Genomic DNA, 17,874 nt, shown 5'->3' on the forward strand with positions numbered 1-17,874 from the left:
CCCGGTGCTGGAAGGTTAAGGGGAGCGCTTAGCGGAAGCGAAGGTGCGAACCGAAGCCCCAGTAAACGGCGGCCGTAACTATAACGGTCCTAAGGTAGCGAAATTCCTTGTCGGGTAAGTTCCGACCCGCACGAAAGGTGTAACGACTTGGGCGCTGTCTCAACGAGAGACCCGGTGAAATTATACTACCTGTGAAGATGCAGGTTTCCCGCGACAGGACGGAAAGACCCCGTGGAGCTTTACTGCAGCCTGATATGGAATTTTGGTATCGCTTGTACAGGATAGGTGGGAGCCTGAGAAGCCGGAGCGCCAGCTTCGGTGGAGGCGCCGGTGGGATACCACCCTGGCGGTATTGAAATTCTAACCCGCACCCCTGAGCGGGGTGGGAGACAGTGTCAGGTGGGCAGTTTGACTGGGGCGGTCGCCTCCCAAAAGGTAACGGAGGCGCCCAAAGGTTCCCTCAGAATGGTTGGAAATCATTCGGAGAGTGCAAAGGCACAAGGGAGCTTGACTGCGAGACGGACAGGTCGAGCAGGGACGAAAGTCGGGCTTAGTGATCCGGTGGTTCCGCATGGAAGGGCCATCGCTCAACGGATAAAAGTTACCCCGGGGATAACAGGCTGATCTCCCCCAAGAGTCCACATCGACGGGGAGGTTTGGCACCTCGATGTCGGCTCATCGCATCCTGGGGCTGTAGTCGGTCCCAAGGGTTGGGCTGTTCGCCCATTAAAGCGGTACGCGAGCTGGGTTCAGAACGTCGTGAGACAGTTCGGTCCCTATCCGTCGCGGGCGCAGGAAATTTGCGAGGAGCTGTCCTTAGTACGAGAGGACCGGGATGGACGCACCGCTGGTGTACCAGTTGTCCCGCCAGGGGCACCGCTGGGTAGCTATGTGCGGACGGGATAAGCGCTGAAAGCATCTAAGCGTGAAGCCCCCCTCAAGATGAGATTTCCCATCGCGTTAGGCGAGTAAGATCCCTCGAAGATGACGAGGTCGATAGGTCCGAGGTGGAAGCGTGGCGACACGTGGAGCTGACGGATACTAATCGATCGAGGGCTTAACCTAGAAAAGCGGAGGCCGCCCGCCGATCGGCGAAACGCGCTGGAGGGCCTGCGAGGAGGCTATACCGCCACAGCAGGACCGAAGCGTCGCGAGCCGATGGCGGCCGGAGCTAGACAGTACGACACGCGGCTTCTTCCGACGGTTATCTAGTTTTGAAGGAATGAAAAAGCCCTTGACAATCCGCTTACTTTCCTTATAATAAAATGTGTCGATAATAGCCTAGTGGTGATAGCGGAGGGGAAACACCCGTTCCCATCCCGAACACGGAAGTTAAGCCCTCCAGCGCCGATGGTAGTTGGGGCCAGCGCCCCTGCAAGAGTAGGTCGCTGCTAGGCGGATATTTATGGAGGATTAGCTCAGCTGGGAGAGCACTTGCCTTACAAGCAAGGGGTCGGCGGTTCGATCCCGTCATCCTCCACCACTTTCAAACATACAAAATTCAGCGCATCATTGAAATAAGTTCATCTTCTATCGTCGCGGGGTGGAGCAACGAGCATTTGCTTCATCGAATACGCTGCGAGTTGCCTCGACGCATCGAACATCTTTGAATCAGCTGGTAGAGGAAGAGGCAACAAATATTTCAATGATACTGCTCTTCTTATCGTCGCGGGGTGGAGCAGTCCGGTAGCTCGTCGGGCTCATAACCCGAAGGTCGCAGGTTCAAATCCTGCCCCCGCAACCAACAAGGTCCCGTAGTGTAGTGGTTAACATGCCTGCCTGTCACGCAGGAGATCGCGGGTTCGAGTCCCGTCGGGACCGTCTTTGTTTAAAAATTATGACAACCCTATATATTTTGGTTGCTTTCTTGGTAGAGACGAGCATCAGCATCATCGAGTTTGCTGCGAGTTGCCTCGACGCATCAAGCATCTTTGAATCAGCTGGTAGAGGAAGAGGCATAGGGCAATCAATGAGCGAGTTAAAAAATAACATATGGCTCGGTAGCTCAGTCGGTAGAGACGAGCATCAGCATCATCGAGTTTGCTGCGAGTTGCCTCGACGCATCAAGCATCTTTGAATCAGCTGGTAGAGGAAGAGGCATAGGCAATCAATGAGCGAGTTAAAAAATAACATATGGCTCGGTAGCTCAGTCGGTAGAGCAAAGGACTGAAAATCCTTGTGTCGGCGGTTCGATTCCGTCCCGAGCCACCATTCGCCGGCTTAGCTCAATTGGTAGAGCAACTGACTTGTAATCAGTAGGTTGCGGGTTCAAGTCCTGCAGCCGGCATCTTTTCTTTTGCTTGAGAGTATGCAAGTGTGTGCTTCACTAAGGACCACCATGAGTCATTCGCTCAGTAACGAGCAATACATCTTCGAGTTTACTGCGAGTTGCCTCGACGCACTCGGCATCTTTGAGTCGGCTGGTAGAGGAAGGGGCATCGTCAAATATTTGGGTGTATACCAAACCATGAGCCATTAGCTCAGTAGGTAGAGCATCTGACTTTTAATCAGAGGGTCGGAGGTTCGAGTCCTCCATGGCTCATCATGTTGCGGAAGTAGTTCAGCGGTAGAACACCACCTTGCCAAGGTGGGGGTCGCGGGTTCGAACCCCGTCTTCCGCTCCACTGCCGCCGGGGTGGCGGAATTGGCAGACGCACAGGACTTAAAATCCTGGGGTAGGTGACTACCGTGCCGGTTCGAGTCCGGCCCTCGGCACTTGCGCTCGTAGCTCAATTGGATAGAGCATCTGACTACGGATCAGAAGGTTAGGGGTTCGAATCCTCTCGAGCGCGTTTTATCGGGAAGTAGCTCAGCTTGGTAGAGCACACGGTTCGGGTCCGTGAGGTCGCAGGTTCAAATCCTGTCTTCCCGACCACTTTGGGGCCTTAGCTCAGCTGGGAGAGCGCCTGCCCCGCACGCAGGAGGTCATCGGTTCGAATCCGATAGGCTCCACTTTTTCATCCGTTTTGGCGGTGTAGCTCAGCTGGCTAGAGCGTACGGTTCATACCCGTGAGGTCGGGGGTTCGATCCCCTCCACCGCCACTCTTATCGGACCTTTAGCTCAGCTGGTTAGAGCAGACGGCTCATAACCGTCCGGTCGTAGGTTCGAATCCTACAAGGTCCACCATTATTGTTGTTTTTTTGGAGGAGTACCCAAGTGGTTGAAGGGGTCGGTCTTGAAAACCGAGAGGCGCCGCAAGGCGCGCGGGGGTTCGAATCCCTCCTCCTCCGCCATAAATAATCGTCTCATTTAGCTCCGTTGGCACAAATAGAATGAGACGGCATCAACTCGGTTTGAGCGTTCCGCTTTTTTCGACCAGTTGACTATTAGGAAAAACGATAAGCATTGCATAATATGGATTTATGCCGGCTTAGCTCAATTGGTAGAGCAACTGACTTGTAATCAGTAGGTTGCGGGTTCAAGTCCTGCAGCCGGCATCAACATCATGGCGACTATGGCGAAGTGGTTAACGCACCAGATTGTGGCTCTGGCATGCGTGGGTTCGATTCCCACTAGTCGCCCTTTTTCTTCTTAAAACCAGTAAGCTCTTGGTAAAATTGCAGCCACGAGCCTTAGCTTCACCGAATAGGCTGCGAGTAGCCTCGACGCATTCCGCTTCTTTGAATGTGCTGGTAGAGGAAGAGGCGCGAAATTGCGTGGTGAATGGTTGAAGAAATCGATGTGCGGGTGTAGTTTAGTGGTAAAACCTCAGCCACGAGCCTTAGCTTCACCGAATAGGCTGCGAGTAGCCTCGACGCATTCCGCTTCTTTGAATGCGCTGGTAGAGGAAGAGGCGCGAAATTGCGTGGTGAATGGTTGAAGAAATCGATGTGCGGGTGTAGTTTAGTGGTAAAACCTCAGCCTTCCAAGCTGATGTCGTGGGTTCGATTCCCATCACCCGCTTTTGGATGGGCCTATAGCTCAGCTGGTCAGAGCGCACGCCTGATAAGCGTGAGGTCGGTGGTTCAAGTCCACTTAGGCCCACTATTTCCCATTGCATATTGTCGGATGATTCGCTATAATAACGGTGAACCGTTGTCCCACCATTGCCGGATGGAGCAACGGTATGGTAGCCCGTAGGAAAACGGACATGGTGTTGAATCGTTCCGCAATAGCTCAGCGGTAGAGCAACCGGCTGTTAACCGGTAGGTCGTAGGTTCGAATCCTACTTGCGGAGCCATTTTCTCTGGAGAAGTACCCAAGTGGCTGAAGGGGACGGTTTGCTAAACCGTTAGGTCGCAGTTTTGCGGCGCGCGGGTTCAAATCCCGCCTTCTCCGCCATGCATGGCCCGTTGGTCAAGTGGTTAAGACACCGCCCTTTCACGGCGGTAACACGGGTTCGAATCCCGTACGGGTCACTGCTTATGGCACCAGGTTGCCTGGTGCCATTTTATCAAACTTGTTTTTGTCGAAAATTGCGCTTTTTCTTGCCGAATAGGCCATCATGAGGTATAATGGGTTCCATAGCAGAAAGATTGGGGACAACGCAGTGTTTCGTTTCGTCGATGAACGAGGCATTGCGTTTTTTTATTGCGATCCCCTCCCGCCTGCGATTCACCGAAGCGGGAGGAACATGTCATTCAAGCAGTTGAACATCCGCTTCGCCGCCATGGATTTGCGTGAACATCGCTTGCATGGCTTCGAGCTGGCGATGGGCGACGTCTTTGGCGATGGAAGGTGGAAAGTATACAATCTGTAAGGCGTTTTTGGTGTCACGAGTGACGGCCGTCCGTTCCGAATCGACGATCGGACTGCCGAATGGACCGTATGCATCTTTGCTGACAAGTTTGTTGGCAAAGTTGACCGTTCGGCCGTTTAAAGCGACATATTCGTCTTGTTCAGCACCGATGGTTACGGTCACGGTCCCGTGTATGCGGTCAAGGTCGTAGATGCCGAGCGGAATCTTATAATAGAGTGAAAAGAAATTGTTGACATCCACTGCTGAATGAATGGAAGGAAGAAAGTGCTTCTTTTGAATGCGCCGATACAGACTTTCACTCGATGGGCGATAACGAGCGGGATCCGTCCCGATTTGCTTGAATACGTGACGCCATTCGGCCAGTTCAGGAATGTCATGGATCGTTTTTTCCTGCAGTTCGATATAAATTGATTCCTGAAACAGTTGCAACCGTCCTTTTAGCATTTGGGGCGAATCTCCTACTTCGATGTGCCGGTAGCAGATGATTCCGAACTTTCCGGAAGGGAGACGCCGTTTCAGCTCTTCTGATACGATATAGTTCATGTCAATCACCTCGCGCTTTATTTTATCATAGGAGTCGAAAGGAGGGAAAACAATGGATGTTGTCGCCTTAAAACAAGAGTTGATTGCGTACAGCCGGACGATCGGTATTGATAAAATTGGATTTGCCAGCGCCGATCCGTTTGTGGAACTAAAAGAACGATTGCGACGCCAGCAAGAGCTTGGCTACCAGTCCGGATTTGAGGAAAAGGATATTGAAAAACGAACGAATCCCGATTTGCTGCTTTCTGAGGCCAAATCAATCATTGCCATTGCGCTCGCTTATCCGTCGAAAATGAAGCAGGCGCCGCGGGGGACAAAGACGGAGCGGCGCGGCCTTTTTTGCCGTGCATCGTGGGGCAAAGATTATCATGTTGTATTGCGGGATCGTTTACGGCAGCTTGAGGAGTTTTTGCTTGCCAAAGTGCCGCACGCCCGCGTTCGTTCGATGGTCGATACTGGAGAGCTGGCCGATCGCGCTGTGGCTGAGCGGGCCGGGATCGGTTGGAGCGGGAAAAACTGCTCGATCATTACGCCGGAATTTGGCTCGTACGTCTATTTAGGGGAAATGATCACAACCATTCCGTTTCCCCCTGATGAGCCGATTGAAAATCGATGTGGCACATGTACGAAATGCATCGATGCGTGTCCGACCGGAGCGCTCGTGCAAGGAGGGCAGCTAAACGCGCAACGGTGCATCTCGTTTTTAACACAAACAAAAGACTTTTTGGCCGATGAATTTCGCGAGAAAATCGGCAACCGGTTGTACGGCTGCGACACGTGCCAGTTAGTCTGTCCGGAAAACAAAGGGAAAGATTTTCATTTCCATCCGGAATTTGAACCCGATCCGGAGGCGGTCAAACCGAAGCTGATTCCGCTTCTTCAAATGAGCAATCGTGAGTTTCAAGAAAAATTCGGCGCCATGGCTGGTTCATGGCGCGGAAAAAAACCGATTCAGCGCAATGCCATCTTGGCGCTTGCCCATTACAAAGACCGAACGGCGGTGCCGCATTTGTTGCGGCTGTTGAAAGAAGACAGCCGCCCGGTCATCCGTGGGACGGCCGCATGGGCGCTCGGAAAAATCGGCGATGCCAGCGTGCGACCGCATCTCGATGAAGCTAGACGGACGGAGACGGATGAGGTGGTGCTTGCTGAAATTGAAAAAGGGCTGAAACTGTTGGAAGACAGCGTCAGAAGAGAAAGCTGATTCTGCAAGGTTTCTCTAATTGAGAAACTGGTGGGATAGTAGCATTTTACACGAAATCCCCGCCCTCCTAAAGTAACGGGAAGGCTGGTGAAAACGAGCTTCCGCTTCCCCTAGATGGCTGGTGAAAAACGGTTGTTTCTTTTGAACAATGGGGGAGAGTTTGAAAGACGATCCTGATGCGACAAGGCTCTTCTATTTGATAAACAAGCTTGATAAGCGGCTTGCTCCCTTAAATCCCCGCCCTCCTAAGCGATGAGGGAAACGGGTAAAGGGCGGGACGGATGCCGCAAAGAAGCGGGAAAGAACAGCCGCTTCCCCACATAAGGTAGTAACAAAAACGAAAGTGGGGAACGGCATGAAACAACGATTGCGCGAGCGGCTGAACGAGCGGGCCCGCTCGTTTGTGTCAGGAAACGGGTTAAAGGATGAAGAGATCACGAGAAAACAGAAGCTCTGCCAAAAACGAGGAGTGGAAATCGTTCGCTGTTCGATTCGTGGGCAAATCGTCGGACGACAGACGGTCGAACGGGAAACCAAACTGGTGTATGTGGCCCATCATCAGTTTTTGCTGAAACAAGGAGACGTTTTATATGTGGAAGAGCAAGTCGAGGAGCGGTGCGCGCGGTTTGTAAACGGCGAATGGGTTGCCGACGATCGGATCAGCCGGACGGGAGGGAATGTCGAGGCGCCGCGGGTGGAGCGTGAGCAATGGCGGGGAGAGCGGCTTTCCTATCAATATGACCGCGCTCAGGCGGTGCGGTACGCGGAAACATGGTGGAATCGTCACAACCCGGCGTTCCCGTCTTTTCCTGTTGATTGCACCAATTTTGTCTCCCAATGCCTGTACGCAGGTGGGGTGCCTATGACGGGTTACCCGAATCGGGCGCGGGGGTGGTGGTGCCAAAACGGGAGCTGGAGCTACAGCTGGGCCGTCGCTCATTCCCTGCGCTGGTACTTAAGCGGGTCGCGCATCGGCTTGCAGGCGGTGGAAGTTTCCGAACCGGGACAATTGATGGCAGGCGATGTCATTTGTTATGATTTTCAAGGGGACGGGCGCTTTGACCATTCGGCGATCGTAGTGGCCAAAGACCAAGAGGGGATGCCGCTTGTGAACGCCCATACTACCAACAGTCGGATGCGTTATTGGTCCTACGAAGATTCGAGCGCTTACACCCCAAACATCCGGTATAAATTTTTTCATATCATGGATCGCAAATAAACGATGTTGTTGAGGTGAAGAACATGCCGCTTCATGTTGTACTATACCAACCAGAAATTCCAGCCAACACCGGGAACATCGCCCGTACGTGCGCGGCGACGGATACGGCGCTCCATCTCATCCGTCCGCTCGGATTTTCGACGGACGATAAAATGTTAAAGCGCGCTGGCCTTGACTACTGGCCTTATGTCAATCTTTCCTATTACGATTCGCTTGACGAGTTGTTTGCCCGATTTCCGGGAGGCGAGTTTTACTTCATTACGAAATTCGGCCGGCAGTATTATGATTCGTTTGACTTTAGCGATACAACCAAGGATATTTTCTTTGTGTTCGGCCGCGAGACGACCGGATTGCCAAAAGACTTGCTCGAGGCCAATATGGATCGCTGCCTTCGCATCCCGATGAACGACAAAGTCCGTTCCCTGAACTTATCAAATACGGCGGCCATTTTAGTGTATGAAGCGCTGCGCCAGCAACGGTTTCACGGGTTGTCGTAGGCGCAAAACAAAAAAACGACCTTCGCGACGGAGGTCGTTTTTTTGGGCTTTATTTCACGCCGGGTTTGTCCTCATAGCCGGCGGTGAAAATGGCCGTTAAGAAAGCAATGATCACTCCGAGCACAAGCAAGGTGCGCATCGTTTGCCCCTCCTTCAAGGCGTTTTCCCCTTTATTATAGCGGATATGGCCAAGCATGTGAATGACCGCGTTTGGCCGTCAGGAGACAAAATTTTTTTGCGGCGAATGATACAGGACATCCTCGCATAAATTGTAATAATCTTTCTGTTAGACATCCGAGGGTGAGGAGGTCCTTTATGGATATTTTGCAAAAAATCGCTCGATATCGGGAAGAAGAAGAGAAGCTGAAATGGGAAGGGACGTTTGCCGAGTATTTAGAGATTTTAAAAGAAAAGCCGTGGGTGGCCCAGTCGGCTCATTCGCGCGTTTATCATATGATCAAAGACGCTGGAGTTGAGGTGGTGAACGGCCGAAAGCGGTATAAGTTTTTCAGCCAGCATCTGTTCGGGCTGGAAGAAGCGCTGGAACGGTTAGTTGAAGAATATTTCCACCCGGCGGCGAAGCGGTTGGATGTACGCAAGCGGATTTTGCTGCTGATGGGCCCGGTCGGCGGCGGGAAGTCAACGCTAGTGACGCTCTTGAAACGCGGGCTCGAGGAATATTCGAAAACGGACCGCGGCGCCGTTTATGCGATCAAAGGGTGCCCGATGCATGAAGATCCGCTTCACCTCATTCCCCACCATTTGCGCGACGATTTTTACCGCGAATACGGCATTCGCATTGAAGGGGAGCTGTCGCCGCTCAATATGATGCGGTTGGAGAAAGAATACGGCGGCCGAATCGAAGACGTGATGGTGGAGCGCATTTTCTTTTCGGAAAATCGGCGCGTTGGCATCGGGACGTTCAGCCCGTCCGATCCGAAGTCGCAAGATATTGCTGACTTGACGGGAAGCATCGATTTCTCGACCATCGCTGAGTATGGCTCGGAGTCCGACCCGCGGGCATATCGGTTTGACGGCGAGTTGAACAAGGCGAACCGCGGCATTATGGAATTTCAGGAAATGTTAAAATGCGATGAAAAATTTCTTTGGCATTTGCTGTCGCTGACGCAAGAGGGCAACTTCAAAGCCGGCCGGTTTGCGTTGATCAGCGCTGATGAGTTGATCGTCGCCCATACGAACGAAACCGAGTACCGGTCATTTATCGCCAACAAAAAGAACGAAGCGCTCCATTCCCGCATTATCGTAATGCCGATTCCATATAACTTGCGCGTCTCGGAAGAAGAGCGCATTTATGAAAAGATGATTCGCGAAAGCGATGTCGCTAACGTGCATATTGCCCCGCACACGCTGCGCATTGCGGCCATGTTTACGATTTTGACGCGGCTGAAAGAATCAAAACGACCGGATGTGGACTTGTTGAAGAAAATGCGCTTGTATGACGGAGAGATGATCGAAGGGTTCAACGAAGTCGATGTCGAGGAGTTGAAAAAAGAGCATCCGGACGAAGGAATGAGCGGCATCGATCCGCGCTATGTCATCAACCGCATTTCGGCCTGCATCATCCGTAAAGAAGTGCCGTCGATCAACGCGCTCGATGTGCTTCGTTCGCTGAAAGAAGGGTTGGATCAGCACCCATCCATCTCTAAAGAAGACCGTGAACGGTATTTGAACTTCATCTCACTCGTGCGCAAAGAATATGATGAAATCGCCAAGCAAGAAGTGCAAAAGGCGTTCGTCTATTCGTATGAAGAATCGGCGAAAACGTTGATGGACAACTATTTGGACAACGTCGAAGCGTATTGCAACAAAACGAAGCTGCGCGACCCGCTCACCGGTGAGGAAATGAACCCGGATGAGAAGCTGATGCGCTCCATTGAAGAACAAATCGGCATTTCCGAAAATGCCAAAAAGGCGTTCCGCGAAGAAATTTTGATTCGGATCTCCGCCTATGCGCGCAAAGGGCAGCGGTTTGACTACAATTCCCACGAACGGCTGCGCGAAGCGATTCAGAAAAAGCTGTTCGCGGATCTAAAAGATATCGTAAAAATTACAACATCGACGAAAACGCCGGATGAGCAGCAGCTGAAAAAAATTAATGAGGTTGTCGCCCGCTTGATTGATGAGTACGGATATAACTCCACATCGGCCAACGAATTGCTCCGCTATGTCGGCAGCTTGTTGAACCGATAGGCATGCCTCAAGCGCTGAGGCATGCTTTTTTATCACCGCGAAGAGTCGGGATGGAAGAAGCGAGACGCTTCCCGGCCTTATTTCTCAAATAAAGAAACTTTGTCGCATCAGGCATGCTTTGTGCACGTTCCCTCATGGATCAAGGGAGAGCTTGTTTTCATTAGAGGTCAGGGCGCTGCATCACAACGCGAGAGCAAACAAGCAATCGGGCTTGTCCGATCCCACTATTTTCCGCATTCATTTGGCAATTATTTTGAATTTTTGCATAGGATAAAATAAACCAAACCTAGTATCCGTGCTGCGTTTGTTTTGATGACGCCAACATAAGTATATGCGGGAAAGCGAAAAGTGTGAAACCATTTTGACAAAGGAGGGAAAAATTATGAAGGGGAATTTTGTTGTATCGAAAGAAGACTGGTCCCTCCACCGCAAAGGGCATGACGATCAAAAGCGTCACCAAGAAAAAGTCAAAGAAGCGATCAAAAATAACTTGCCGGATTTAATCACTGAAGAAAGCATCATTATGTCTAACGGACGTGATGTGATTAAAATTCCGATCCGTTCGCTTGATGAGTATAAAATTCGCTACAACTACGAGAAAAACAAGCACGTCGGTCAAGGAAACGGAGACAGCCAAGTCGGCGATGTCGTGGCCAAGGACGGAAGCGGGGAAGGACAGGGGCCAGGAAAAGGCCAAGGGGCCGGTGACCTGCCAGGCCAAGATTATTACGAAGCTGAAGTGTCGCTGATGGAAATTGAAGAGGCGCTCTTCAGCCAGTTGGAGCTTCCGAATTTGCAGCGGAAAGAGCTCGACCAACACGTTGTCCAACAGATTGAGTTTAATGATATTCGCCGCACCGGGCTGATGGGCAACATCGATAAAAAGCGGACGATGCTCGCCGCGTTCAAACGCAACGCCATGAGCGGCAAGCCGAGCTTTTACCCGATTTATCGCGAAGATTTGAAATTTAAAACGTGGAACGAAGTCATTAAACCGGAATCGAAAGCGGTCGTCCTAGCGATGATGGACACAAGCGGTTCGATGGGCATGTGGGAAAAATATATGGCGCGCAGTTTCTTCTTTTGGATGACGCGCTTTTTGCGCACGAAGTATGAGACGGTCGACATCGCCTTCATCGCCCACCATACCGAAGCGAAAGTCGTCAGTGAGGAAGAATTTTTCACCAAAGGGGAAAGCGGCGGAACGATTTGTTCGTCGGCCTACCGCAAAGCCCTTGAACTAATTGAAACAAAATATTCTCCGTCACGCTATAACATTTATCCGTTCCATTTCTCCGACGGCGACAACTTGACGTCCGACAACGCCCGCTGCGTCAAGCTTGTTCAAGAGTTGCTGAAAGTGTCAAACATGTTTGGATATGGGGAAGTGAATCAGTACAACCGCCATTCCACCTTAATGTCTGCTTACAAAAACATTAAAGACGAAAAATTCCGGTATTATATCCTTAGGCAAAAATCGGACGTTTTCCATGCGATGAAAACGTTTTTTCGCAAAGAAGAAAGCATACAGCTAGTTTGACCCTCTTCGCTGGCAAAGGGGGTTTTTCTTTTGGCGGCGGGAGGGCGATGGCCTCCCGCCAAACGATTATTGTCGTTGCAACGTGGCGACCATGGCAAGGACAGCGCCGAGCGCATCTTCGCCATCAGGAGCATGAACCGTAAGCAGCAGTGGCGATGGCTGAGCGCTGGCGATGACGTGGACGGTGACACCATCGGCTTGGGCGGTGTACCAAACGGCGTCTTGAAATGGGACAGGGAGCTGCGCGGCTTGCCGGCGCGCGGCGCTGATGTTGACCGCTTGGGCGTGTTCCTTGGCCAATTGTTCGTAGTCGATCTCCTTGTCATGAAGGAGACGGATGCGGGCGAATGTCTTGCCATGAAGGAGAACGTCGGCGTTCGGTTCCTCTGCATCAAGCGTCCAGCCGTCCAGGACATAGAGCGAGAAATGCTGGTTGTCGCTGACGGTCAACGTGGCTGTTCCGGTGACGATTTGCTTCCCTTTTTGGTAGGAAAGGGAAGTGGTTGGTCGGGAAGATGCCGGTTCACCCCCCGCCGTTTTGCCTTGTCCATTCCCGGTTGAGTGCTGCCCGCTAGCAGCGGTGGAGTTTTGGTTCGCAGGCTCTGTTGCTTGCGGATGAGTGCGGTGTTCGCCGGAACTTGCCGTTTGTTTGGTTTTTGCTTCGGCTTTGTCGGGCGGCGAGGAGTCCGCGCCGCAGCCGGCAAGCAAGATAGCGGCGGCAACGATGGAAATGAGCGATTGCCAATATCGAAACATCTTGATTCCTCCTTGCTTTCCATATACCATTCATTATAGCAGTTGAAACAGCGGAAACAAACGGGTTCACTTCCTTATTTTTTATGGTGGTTTGGCTTCTGTTTCTCTTTGGCGCTGAGAGCGACATGGGCTCCTCCCCAAATGATCGCGACAAGCAAGACAAGCAAGGCCAATCCATTGAGCATTGGCGTTCCACCTCCTGTATACTGAATGGCGAGACCAGCATAATGGATGAAACGCGTTTCAAGTCAAGCTGTTTTTCGGAAGGAGTGGAATTGTGGCGAACATCCGCGATTTGGCAAAAGAAGCGGGCGTGTCGGTGGCTACGGTATCAAGGGTGTTAAACGGGTATCCGTACGTGAGCGAGGAAAAGCGGAAAGCGGTTTGGGAAGCGGTCGAGAAGCTGAACTATACGAAAAACATTCAGGCTGTCCATTTGGCGAAAGGGAAGACGAGAATCGTTGGCGTGATGCTTCCGTACATTCATCATCCTTATTTTTCGGCGGTCATTGAAGGAATTTCCAAGGAGGCGCTTCGCTGCGGTTATCAGCTACTTTTGTTCCAAACAAACTACGAGGTAAAGAGGGAGTTAGAAGCGTTAGAGCGGTTGCGGATGAAGCAAATGGACGGGCTGATCGTCTGTTCTCACGAGGCCGACTGGGAGGTGTTTGCCGCTTACCGTGAAGACGGTCCGATCGTTTTATGTGAACGAGCCGTTGGACACGATTTTTTCACGGTGTATATCGATCATTACCAAGCGTTTGCGCAGGCGCTTCGCTATTTGTTGGACAAGGGGCACCGGCGGATCGGCTATTGCATCGGAAGAACGACGGGACCGAACAGCCAAGCGCGGGCAGCGGCGTATCGGGATGTGCTGGGCAGCGTCGGCGTGATTCCGCAACCGCAGTGGATTTTTGACGGCTGTCTATTTCTTGAAGATGGCAAGCGTGTGATTGAGCGGTGGATGGACATGAAAGAACGGCCGAGCGCCTTGCTTGTGACGAGCGACCAAGTGGCGGCTGGCATCGTGCTGCATGCGCAGCGCGTCGGCGTGCACATTCCCGAGGAGCTGGCTGTCATTGGATTTGATAACGATCCGTTGGCCGAAATGCTCGGCATGACGACCGTGGCGCTTCCCCACTTGGCGCTTGGGGAAAAAGCGTTTCGCCTTCTCCATCATTGGCTTGAAACAGGAAATGTGCCGCGAACGCAAGAAGAGTTGCCGGCGCGGCTGATTGTGCGAATGACGGGCTGAGCTACGTCCGCTTTAGCTGATAGCGGTTGACGGGGCGGCCGACGCCGCCATACTGCACATCGAGCATAACGTTTCCGCTTTTTTCGAGATACTCCAAATAGCGGCGGGCGGTGACACGGGCGATGCCGACTCCCTCGGCCACTTCTTCAGCGGAGACGGGGAAGCGGTGCTGGCGCAAATAAGCGATCACTTTTTCCAATGTCACTTCGTTTAATCCTTTCGGAAGTTCTGTCGTTGAGACGGCCGGCTGCTTTGGTGTTTGCCGCAGCGCATCAAGCTCCGCTTGGGTGAGCGACTCTTTTTCCGCCAATGATTGACGGAAGGCGCGGTAATTTTCTAACGCCTGTTTGAGCCGTTCGAATTTGAACGGTTTGACAATATAGTCAAAGGCGCCGTTTTGCAGGATGCGGCGCACCGTTTCGATGTCGCTGGCCGCGGTGATGGCGATCAGATCGACTTCATAGCCTTGAGCCCGGATTTGTTTTACGGTTTCAAGACCATCCAACTGCGGCATATAAATATCGATCATCGCGATATCAGGTTGAAGTTCACGGATGAGGCGAAGCCCTTCCTCCCCGTTTCCGGCGAGGCCGACAACGGTGAACCCGTCCACTTGTTCGATCATTTGCCGGTTGACTTCTTGCACCATAGGGTCATCTTCGATCAACAACACGCGGTACATCGCTTTTTCCTCCTTTGTTTTGGGCAGGTCACGTACGGCGGTCGCCCATGCATCAAGCCGGTGCCATCTCAAAGGTCATCGTGAAGACGGTGCCTTCGCCCTGCGCTGATTTGACATCGATCTGTCCGTTTCCTTTCTCGACAATTTGTTTTACCAAGTAGAGACCGATGCCGCGACCGTTCTTGCCTTTTGTTGAAAAGCCTTCGTCAAAAATGCGGTCGATATGCTCGCGGGCGATGCCTTGGCCGTTATCTTCAACCGAAAGCGAACAAATTTCGTCGTTTTGTTCGATGCTGATGTAGATTTCTTTCTCCCGGCCGGTGACTCCTTGGAACGCGTCGAAGGCGTTTTCAATTAAATTGCCAAGAAGAACGACAAAATCATGGTGATCAAGGTGCGGCGGGAGGCGGTGCAGCCGGCTGTGCCGATCGATCGTCACCCGAATGCCGAGCTCCTTGCCGCGGCGGATTTTGCTTAACAATAGCCCGGAAATGCTCTCATCCTTGATGTTGCGGCTTAAAAACTGCGTGAGTTCCGCTTGCTCTTCGGTCACTTGAAAGACGTATTCGAGCGCCTTTTCAATATGGCCGAGCTGGATCAGGCCGGCAATCGTATGGAGCTTGTTCATGTATTCATGGTTTTGCACGCGCAAGGCGTGGACGAACGCTTTGACCCCCGTCAGTTCTTCAGCGAGCCGTTTCACTTCGGTGCGGTCTTGGAAAATGGCGATGGCGCCAACCGTCTTCCCGTTGACTTTGATGGGGATGCGATTGCTCCAAATCGTTAAGTTGCCAAGCTGCAGTTCTTTGTTGTAAATCGGTTTGTTCACTTCCAAGATTTCCGGAAGGTACGTATCCGGAATGACGGAACGAATTGGCCGCCCGATCACGTTCCCTTCGACGCCCAGCATTTGCTTCGCCCGGTCATTAAAAATGGTGATGTTTTCATTGCTGTCGATGGCGATGACGCCTTCGTGCATGGCGTTAAACGCTTCCGTCCGCTCCACGAGCAGCTTGGCGATTTCATGCGGCTCAAGCTCAAACATTTGTCGCTTGATGTGGGAGGCGAGCAGCCAAGCTCCGCTCCCGCCGGCGGCGAGCGACAGAACGACCGCCATGGCGATTTCTTCTTTTAACGTATCGATCGCTTCCCAAAACGTTGGCAATCGGTAAGCGGCGATGGTGACGCCAATTTGTTCATGATCGCGATTCATGATGGGGACGAAGGCGCGCACCACTGTCCCGATTTCTCCGCGCGCTTTTGATGTGTACGTATGCTCCGCGAACGCCGGCCCTTCATCGGCTCCGCGGGAGACGGTGCCAATCATGGCCGGAAGCGGATGGGAAAGGCGGATTTTGTTCATGTCAAGCACAACAATATAATCGGCGTTATGAACGACCCTTACCCGCTCGACGATGGGATTCACGAGCGCCCGGCTTTGCTTGGACCCAACGATGTGCTGTCTCACTTCCGGCAATTCAGACACCGTGCGCGCCGTCAATAAGGCGCGCTGCCGCAATTCGTCTTCTTTGGTCTGGAAAAAATCACCGATAATGAACAACCCGCTTAGCGACATTGAAAAAGTGACAATGACAAAAATGAAAATGGTAATCTTCCAACGAATCGGCAGCCGGTTCATAGCATGGCCCTCTTTCTCGAACAAACGTGGATGATGATTTATTTTAGCATGTTTACGGTGTATGATAAAAAGGAACAACGATCGAAAAAAGGAAATGGTGTTGAGCATGAAGCGAAAATGGAAGTGGTGGAGCCTGTTTTTCCTTCTCCTTGTCGTTCTTGTCGGCTGGGTTGTCAGCCGCCAGGCCGTAAAGGAGCAAGTCGTGTATGACGATGAGCAAAAAGGGCTTGAAAAGCAAATTATCGTTTATTTCAGCCACGTGGTTGCTGAAAATACACCGAAAGGGCTGGCGGCGCAAAAGTTTGCCGAGCTTGTTGAGCAAAAGACAAACGGCCGCGTCAAAGTGGAGGTGTTCGCGAACGGTTCGCTTTATTCGGATGGAGAAGAGCTGGACGCCTTATTGCGCGGCGATGTGCAAATGATTGCTCCGTCGTTTTCGAAAGTGACGGAGCTCATCCCGGAATGGCAAGTGCTTGATTTGCCGTTTTTGTTCCGCGATGATGACCATGTGCGCCGCGTCTTGACCGGCGAGGTGGGAGAGGAATTGCTGCGATTGCTCGAGACAAAGGGGATCAAAGGGCTGGCGTTTTGGAGCAACGGATTCAAGCAAATGATGAGTACGGCACGCCCGCTCATCAAGCCCGATGACTTTCGCGGGCTGCGCTTTCGCATTATGCCGAGCGAAGTGATCGAGAAGCAGTTTCGCTTGCTTGGCGGCGAACCGGTCGCTGTTTCGTTTGATCACGTGTACCGGGCGTTGGAGCAACATGAGTTTGACGGGCAAGAAAACACCATTTCCAATTTATATTCCAAGGGGTTCTATAAGTTTCAGCCATATCTCACCATTAGCAATCATGGCTATCTCGGCTATGTGGTGATGGTGAACGAGTCATTTTGGGATCATTTGCCTGCGGACATTCAGCGAAACATCATGGAAGCGATGCGGGAAGCGACCGAATGGAACTGGCAAAAGGCAAAAGAGCAAAACGAGAAGGAGCTCGCCCAGCTGCGAAGACGCCAAGATGTTCATGTCTACTGGTTGACGGCACAAGAAAAAGAGGAATGGGAGAAGAAATTTTCCCCGCTGTACGAGGCGTATACACGACAGTTTGGCTCGCGGTGGCTCGATGACATTCGCGAGCCGAAATAAGGCTTGGCCGACGATGCTTTTTTCGAAGGCTGATGGCGGGAGAGGAAATTCTGTGCTCCAACAGGGGTGTCCCGAGGATCGGGGCACCCTCGCTTATCGCTTATCCATCAGCACCGGCCGCTTCCCTGTCACGGGATAGGTTGTGTCTTTCTTGAGGGGGGATCGCCTTTTGGGTCAGCTCCTCGCTTATCGTTTATCCATCAGCACTGGCCGCTTCTCTACCACACCTAAGGGAGGGATCCTCTCTCTTATTTGCTCTATCTACGCGCTGGCGGCTGCTGTCACACCGTATGCTGTGCCGGCTTTTGCAGATAGGCAAACTTTCCGGTCGACCCGTGAAACCTCACATCTTGTCAATCGAGCGAACTGGTTTTTCGCCAGCTTTTTGCGCTTCAAGACCAAAATGACCAAAACGACCATTATCACCATAATATTTTTATTTCCCTGACTTTTCTTTATTATAATGTTGAAAACGTTA

13 protein-coding genes, 21 tRNA genes and 2 rRNA genes (1 of these 36 only partly in view) are annotated in these 17,874 nt (G+C 52.0%); 31 read left to right on the top strand and 5 right to left on the bottom strand.

Annotated elements, in window-relative coordinates; genetic code table 11:
- The 23 genes from ACTVIM_RS02780 to ACTVIM_RS02890 form a co-directional block, all read left to right on the top strand.
- Positions 1-1,065, top strand: a 23S ribosomal RNA gene (locus ACTVIM_RS02780); it begins 1,865 nt to the left of the window's first position.
- A 215-nt stretch (positions 1,066-1,280) separates the two neighbouring features.
- Positions 1,281-1,397, top strand: a 5S ribosomal RNA gene (gene rrf / locus ACTVIM_RS02785).
- A gap of 10 nt (positions 1,398-1,407) precedes the next feature.
- Positions 1,408-1,483, top strand: a tRNA-Val gene (locus ACTVIM_RS02790).
- Positions 1,484-1,667: 184 nt separating this feature from the next.
- Positions 1,668-1,744, top strand: a tRNA-Met gene (locus tag ACTVIM_RS02795).
- Between the two features lie 4 nt (positions 1,745-1,748).
- A tRNA-Asp gene (locus ACTVIM_RS02800) sits at positions 1,749-1,821 on the top strand.
- Positions 1,822-2,135: 314 nt separating this feature from the next.
- Positions 2,136-2,211, top strand: a tRNA-Phe gene (locus ACTVIM_RS02805).
- A 3-nt stretch (positions 2,212-2,214) separates the two neighbouring features.
- Positions 2,215-2,287: transfer RNA gene (locus ACTVIM_RS02810), tRNA-Thr, on the top strand.
- Positions 2,288-2,469: 182 nt separating this feature from the next.
- A tRNA-Lys gene (locus ACTVIM_RS02815) sits at positions 2,470-2,542 on the top strand.
- 7 nt (positions 2,543-2,549) lie between these two features.
- A tRNA-Gly gene (locus tag ACTVIM_RS02820) sits at positions 2,550-2,624 on the top strand.
- Between the two features lie 5 nt (positions 2,625-2,629).
- Positions 2,630-2,715, top strand: a tRNA-Leu gene (locus ACTVIM_RS02825).
- A gap of 3 nt (positions 2,716-2,718) precedes the next feature.
- A tRNA-Arg gene (locus tag ACTVIM_RS02830) sits at positions 2,719-2,792 on the top strand.
- Positions 2,793-2,798: 6 nt separating this feature from the next.
- Positions 2,799-2,875: transfer RNA gene (locus ACTVIM_RS02835), tRNA-Pro, on the top strand.
- 4 nt (positions 2,876-2,879) lie between these two features.
- Positions 2,880-2,952: transfer RNA gene (locus tag ACTVIM_RS02840), tRNA-Ala, on the top strand.
- Between the two features lie 16 nt (positions 2,953-2,968).
- Positions 2,969-3,042 (top strand) — tRNA-Met (locus ACTVIM_RS02845).
- Positions 3,043-3,050: 8 nt separating this feature from the next.
- A tRNA-Ile gene (locus ACTVIM_RS02850) sits at positions 3,051-3,127 on the top strand.
- A gap of 16 nt (positions 3,128-3,143) precedes the next feature.
- Positions 3,144-3,234: transfer RNA gene (locus tag ACTVIM_RS02855), tRNA-Ser, on the top strand.
- A 131-nt stretch (positions 3,235-3,365) separates the two neighbouring features.
- Positions 3,366-3,438 (top strand) — tRNA-Thr (locus ACTVIM_RS02860).
- Between the two features lie 11 nt (positions 3,439-3,449).
- Positions 3,450-3,522 (top strand) — tRNA-His (locus tag ACTVIM_RS02865).
- Between the two features lie 311 nt (positions 3,523-3,833).
- Positions 3,834-3,904, top strand: a tRNA-Gly gene (locus ACTVIM_RS02870).
- A 7-nt stretch (positions 3,905-3,911) separates the two neighbouring features.
- A tRNA-Ile gene (locus ACTVIM_RS02875) sits at positions 3,912-3,985 on the top strand.
- A gap of 121 nt (positions 3,986-4,106) precedes the next feature.
- Positions 4,107-4,181 (top strand) — tRNA-Asn (locus ACTVIM_RS02880).
- An 8-nt stretch (positions 4,182-4,189) separates the two neighbouring features.
- Positions 4,190-4,282, top strand: a tRNA-Ser gene (locus tag ACTVIM_RS02885).
- 5 nt (positions 4,283-4,287) lie between these two features.
- Positions 4,288-4,359, top strand: a tRNA-Glu gene (locus ACTVIM_RS02890).
- A 218-nt stretch (positions 4,360-4,577) separates the two neighbouring features.
- Here the strand turns inward: ACTVIM_RS02890 and ACTVIM_RS02895 are convergent.
- Positions 4,578-5,243: a B3/B4 domain-containing protein gene (locus ACTVIM_RS02895; protein ID WP_033018535.1), complete on the bottom strand. Its 666-nt coding sequence runs from the start codon at positions 5,241-5,243 to the stop codon at positions 4,578-4,580.
- Positions 5,244-5,295: 52 nt separating this feature from the next.
- Between ACTVIM_RS02895 and queG the strand changes: the two genes are divergently transcribed.
- The 3 genes from queG to trmL all read left to right on the top strand — a co-directional run bounded on the left by queG (position 5,296) and on the right by trmL (position 8,163).
- Positions 5,296-6,447, top strand: a complete 1,152-nt coding sequence (gene queG / locus ACTVIM_RS02900; protein WP_445613573.1) for a tRNA epoxyqueuosine(34) reductase QueG — start codon at positions 5,296-5,298, stop codon at positions 6,445-6,447.
- 355 nt (positions 6,448-6,802) lie between these two features.
- The gene (locus ACTVIM_RS02905) at positions 6,803-7,666 is read left to right on the top strand and encodes an amidase domain-containing protein (protein WP_445613574.1); all 864 of its coding nucleotides are present in this window, start codon (positions 6,803-6,805) and stop codon (positions 7,664-7,666) included.
- Positions 7,667-7,689: 23 nt separating this feature from the next.
- Entirely contained in the window at positions 7,690-8,163 is a 474-nt protein-coding gene (gene trmL / locus ACTVIM_RS02910) for a tRNA (uridine(34)/cytosine(34)/5-carboxymethylaminomethyluridine(34)-2'-O)-methyltransferase TrmL (RefSeq protein WP_033018532.1), read from the top strand.
- 49 nt (positions 8,164-8,212) lie between these two features.
- On the opposite strand, the gene ACTVIM_RS02915 is transcribed toward trmL, so the two are convergent.
- Positions 8,213-8,359, bottom strand: coding sequence for a hypothetical protein (locus ACTVIM_RS02915; protein WP_156102749.1), 147 nt, complete (start codon positions 8,357-8,359; stop codon positions 8,213-8,215).
- A gap of 119 nt (positions 8,360-8,478) precedes the next feature.
- Here ACTVIM_RS02915 and ACTVIM_RS02920 point away from each other — a divergent pair, with 119 nt between their 5' ends.
- Entirely contained in the window at positions 8,479-10,374 is a 1,896-nt protein-coding gene (locus ACTVIM_RS02920; RefSeq protein ID WP_033018531.1) for a PrkA family serine protein kinase, read from the top strand.
- Positions 10,375-10,756: 382 nt separating this feature from the next.
- Positions 10,757-11,914 (top strand): sporulation protein YhbH, encoded by a 1,158-nt coding sequence (gene yhbH, locus ACTVIM_RS02925; RefSeq protein WP_445613575.1) that lies wholly within the window; start codon positions 10,757-10,759, stop codon positions 11,912-11,914.
- Between the two features lie 66 nt (positions 11,915-11,980).
- Here yhbH and ACTVIM_RS02930 read toward each other — a convergent pair whose 3' ends face one another.
- Entirely contained in the window at positions 11,981-12,670 is a 690-nt protein-coding gene (locus ACTVIM_RS02930) for a hypothetical protein (RefSeq protein ID WP_445613576.1), read from the bottom strand.
- Positions 12,671-12,947: 277 nt separating this feature from the next.
- On the opposite strand from ACTVIM_RS02930, the gene ACTVIM_RS02935 reads away from it, so the two are divergent.
- Positions 12,948-13,925, top strand: coding sequence for a LacI family DNA-binding transcriptional regulator (locus tag ACTVIM_RS02935; protein ID WP_445613577.1), 978 nt, complete (start codon positions 12,948-12,950; stop codon positions 13,923-13,925).
- A 1-nt stretch (position 13,926) separates the two neighbouring features.
- Here the strand turns inward: ACTVIM_RS02935 and ACTVIM_RS02940 are convergent, their stop codons facing one another.
- Both ACTVIM_RS02940 and ACTVIM_RS02945 read right to left on the bottom strand, forming a co-directional pair.
- Complete coding sequence (locus tag ACTVIM_RS02940; protein ID WP_445613578.1) at positions 13,927-14,607, bottom strand: response regulator; 681 nt, start codon at positions 14,605-14,607, stop codon at positions 13,927-13,929.
- 52 nt (positions 14,608-14,659) lie between these two features.
- Positions 14,660-16,246 carry an ATP-binding protein gene (locus tag ACTVIM_RS02945; protein ID WP_445613579.1) on the bottom strand — a complete coding sequence of 529 codons (1,587 nt, stop codon included), beginning with the start codon at positions 16,244-16,246 and terminating at the stop codon, positions 14,660-14,662.
- A 106-nt stretch (positions 16,247-16,352) separates the two neighbouring features.
- Here ACTVIM_RS02945 and ACTVIM_RS02950 point away from each other — a divergent pair, with 106 nt between their 5' ends.
- Both ACTVIM_RS02950 and ACTVIM_RS02955 read left to right on the top strand, forming a co-directional pair.
- Positions 16,353-17,396 (top strand): TRAP transporter substrate-binding protein, encoded by a 1,044-nt coding sequence (locus ACTVIM_RS02950; RefSeq protein ID WP_339232364.1) that lies wholly within the window; start codon positions 16,353-16,355, stop codon positions 17,394-17,396.
- 169 nt (positions 17,397-17,565) lie between these two features.
- The gene (locus ACTVIM_RS02955; RefSeq protein ID WP_445613580.1) at positions 17,566-17,844 is read left to right on the top strand and encodes a hypothetical protein; all 279 of its coding nucleotides are present in this window, start codon (positions 17,566-17,568) and stop codon (positions 17,842-17,844) included.
- Positions 17,845-17,874: the final 30 nt, after the last annotated feature.

The organism is Geobacillus sp. YF-1 (assembly GCF_052692335.1).

Coding starts and splice junctions, on each gene's coding strand:
- ACTVIM_RS02895 (WP_033018535.1), bottom strand. CDS start 5,243: ATGAACTATATCGTATCAGAAGAGCTGAAACGGCGTCTCCCTTCCGGA.
- queG (WP_445613573.1), top strand. CDS start 5,296: ATGGATGTTGTCGCCTTAAAACAAGAGTTGATTGCGTACAGCCGGACG.
- ACTVIM_RS02905 (WP_445613574.1), top strand. CDS start 6,803: ATGAAACAACGATTGCGCGAGCGGCTGAACGAGCGGGCCCGCTCGTTT.
- trmL (WP_033018532.1), top strand. CDS start 7,690: ATGCCGCTTCATGTTGTACTATACCAACCAGAAATTCCAGCCAACACC.
- ACTVIM_RS02915 (WP_156102749.1), bottom strand. CDS start 8,359: ATGCTTGGCCATATCCGCTATAATAAAGGGGAAAACGCCTTGAAGGAG.
- ACTVIM_RS02920 (WP_033018531.1), top strand. CDS start 8,479: ATGGATATTTTGCAAAAAATCGCTCGATATCGGGAAGAAGAAGAGAAG.
- yhbH (WP_445613575.1), top strand. CDS start 10,757: ATGAAGGGGAATTTTGTTGTATCGAAAGAAGACTGGTCCCTCCACCGC.
- ACTVIM_RS02930 (WP_445613576.1), bottom strand. CDS start 12,670: ATGTTTCGATATTGGCAATCGCTCATTTCCATCGTTGCCGCCGCTATC.
- ACTVIM_RS02940 (WP_445613578.1), bottom strand. CDS start 14,607: ATGTACCGCGTGTTGTTGATCGAAGATGACCCTATGGTGCAAGAAGTC.
- ACTVIM_RS02945 (WP_445613579.1), bottom strand. CDS start 16,246: ATGAACCGGCTGCCGATTCGTTGGAAGATTACCATTTTCATTTTTGTC.
- ACTVIM_RS02950 (WP_339232364.1), top strand. CDS start 16,353: ATGAAGCGAAAATGGAAGTGGTGGAGCCTGTTTTTCCTTCTCCTTGTC.